This is a genomic window from Rhodococcus sp. CX (assembly GCF_015865005.1).
Taxonomy (GTDB): domain Bacteria; phylum Actinomycetota; class Actinomycetes; order Mycobacteriales; family Mycobacteriaceae; genus Rhodococcus.
The window spans coordinates 48,192-50,138 of the sequence record NZ_JADZGH010000034.1 but is presented as its reverse complement, the minus strand read 5'-3'; the positions used below and the strand labels follow the sequence as shown (position 1 = coordinate 50,138).

Annotated in this window: 2 protein-coding genes and 1 pseudogene; 1 reads left to right on the top strand and 2 read right to left on the bottom strand. The window is 71.2% G+C overall.

Features of this window, described 5'->3' with window-relative positions:
* The first annotated feature begins 36 nt into the window (after nt 1–36).
* Nucleotides 37–426 (top strand): phage holin family protein, encoded by a 390-nt coding sequence (locus I0Q12_RS03200; protein ID WP_197250560.1) that lies wholly within the window; start codon nt 37–39, stop codon nt 424–426.
* A 42-nt stretch (nt 427–468) separates the two neighbouring features.
* Here the strand turns inward: I0Q12_RS03200 and I0Q12_RS03195 are convergent, their stop codons facing one another.
* On the bottom strand, nt 469–1,338 hold the full coding sequence (locus I0Q12_RS03195; protein WP_197250559.1) for a 1,4-dihydroxy-2-naphthoate polyprenyltransferase: 870 nt from the start codon (nt 1,336–1,338) through the stop codon (nt 469–471).
* A 28-nt stretch (nt 1,339–1,366) separates the two neighbouring features.
* A pseudogene (locus tag I0Q12_RS31795) lies at nt 1,367–1,947 on the bottom strand (AMP-binding protein); the annotation flags it as partial.

Here is a 1,947-nt window from a genome sequence, read left to right as displayed (position 1 = left end):
CCCGCCACAGCGGCCGACGTGTGTAACAGTGGCGGTATGACATCACTGATCCTGCGATTGGTCATCAACGCCATCGGGCTATGGCTCGCCGCCACGCTCATCGACGGCGTCCGGATCGGCGCGATGGAAGGCGAGGACGGGCTCACCGGCCGCACCGTTCTGGCTCTGCTGGTGCTCGCCGTGATCTTCACGATCGTCAACGCCCTCGTGAAGCCGTTCGTCAAGCTGCTGTCGCTGCCGCTGCTGATCCTGACCCTCGGACTGTTCACCCTGGTCATCAACGCGTTGATGCTGTGGCTGACCTCGTGGATCAGCTCGTTCACCGACTACGGCCTGACCCTGAGCGGATTCTGGGCGGCCGTGTGGGGCGCCCTGATCATCTCCATCGTCAATCTCGTGCTCGGCGCGTTCGTGCCCGGCGACTGACCGCCACCGCGCCGCGCCCCCGCCGGAGGCCGAGCCGAATGCTCAGCCGAACGCGAGGGCCGGCGCGGTCGCCACCGCCCACACCAGCATGGCGAGCCCCGAATCCTGCAACGCCGGGATCAGGCTCTTGCCCAGACCTCCGGCGCGGACCGGGGCGTGGGCGCGCACGGCGAACGGCACGGCGAGCAGACCCGCCAGGGCCCACGGTGTCACCGCGACCAGCGCGAGGGACGCGACGAACGGCACCACGACCAGAATCAGATGCAGCGTGCGGGTGCGCGGATCGCCGAGCCGCACCGCCAGCGTGCGCTTGCCGCTGACCGTGTCGGTCGGGATGTCCCGGAGGTTGTTCGTCACCAGCACGGCCGTCGACAACGACCCGACCGCGACCGCGCAGGCCAGACCTGCCCAGGTCACCCGGCCGGCCTGCACGAACTGCGTGCCGAGCACCGCGACGAGACCGAAGAACACGAACACCGCGACCTCACCGAAGCCGGCGTAGCCGTACGGGTTGCGGCCACCGGTGTAGTACCAGGCGCCGACGATGCACACCGCGCCGACGAGGATCAGCCACCACGCGCTCGTCGCCGCCAGCACGAGGCCCGCGACCGCGCCGATCCCGAAGCACACGAACGCCGCGCGCTTGACGCTCGCCGGTGAGGCCAGACCCGAACCCACCAGGCGCAGCGGACCGACCCGATCGTCGTCGGTACCGCGGATACCGTCCGAATAGTCGTTCGCGAAGTTCACCCCGATGACGAGGGGCAACGCCACACACAACGCCAGCAGCGCCTTCCACCACACCGCGCCGTCGATGGCGGCGGCGGCGCCGGTACCGGCGACGACCGGAGCGATCGCATTGGGGAGGGTGCGCGGGCGGGCGCCTTCGAGCCATTGACCTGCGGTTGCCATGGATCGATCTTTGCACCCTGCCCGGTGGTCAGGAGAATCGGGCGACGAGCGCGCGGCGATCGACCTTGCCCGGTCCCCGCAGCGGCAGGGCGTCGACGACGTGCAGTTCGCGCGGAGCGGCGGTGCGGTCGAGTGTCGCGGCGACGTGGTCGCGCAACTCGTCGAGAGCGGGGGAGCAGCCGGGTGTCGCGACCACGACGGCGGCCACGCGCTGCCCCAGGCGGGCGTCGGGCAGGCCGATCACCGCGACCTCCCGCACCGAGGGATGCTCGATCAGGACCGCTTCGACGACCTGCGGCACGACGGTGAGCCCGCCCGTCGACAGGGCTTCGTCGAGCCGGCCCAGGATGCGGAGCACCCCGTCGTCGAGGATCCCGGCGTCGTCGGTCCGGAACCAGCCGGGAGTGGCGAACCCGGGATGGTCGGGCAGGCCGCGGTACCCGGACGCGAGGGTCGCGCCGCCGAGCCACACCCGCGATTCGGCGTCGACCCGAACGTCCACCCCGGTCAGCGGCACCCCGTCGTACACGCAGCCGCCGCACGTCTCGCTCATCCCGTAGGTGCGCACGACCGTGATGCCGGCCTCGCGGGCGCGGCGCAGCACCGGCG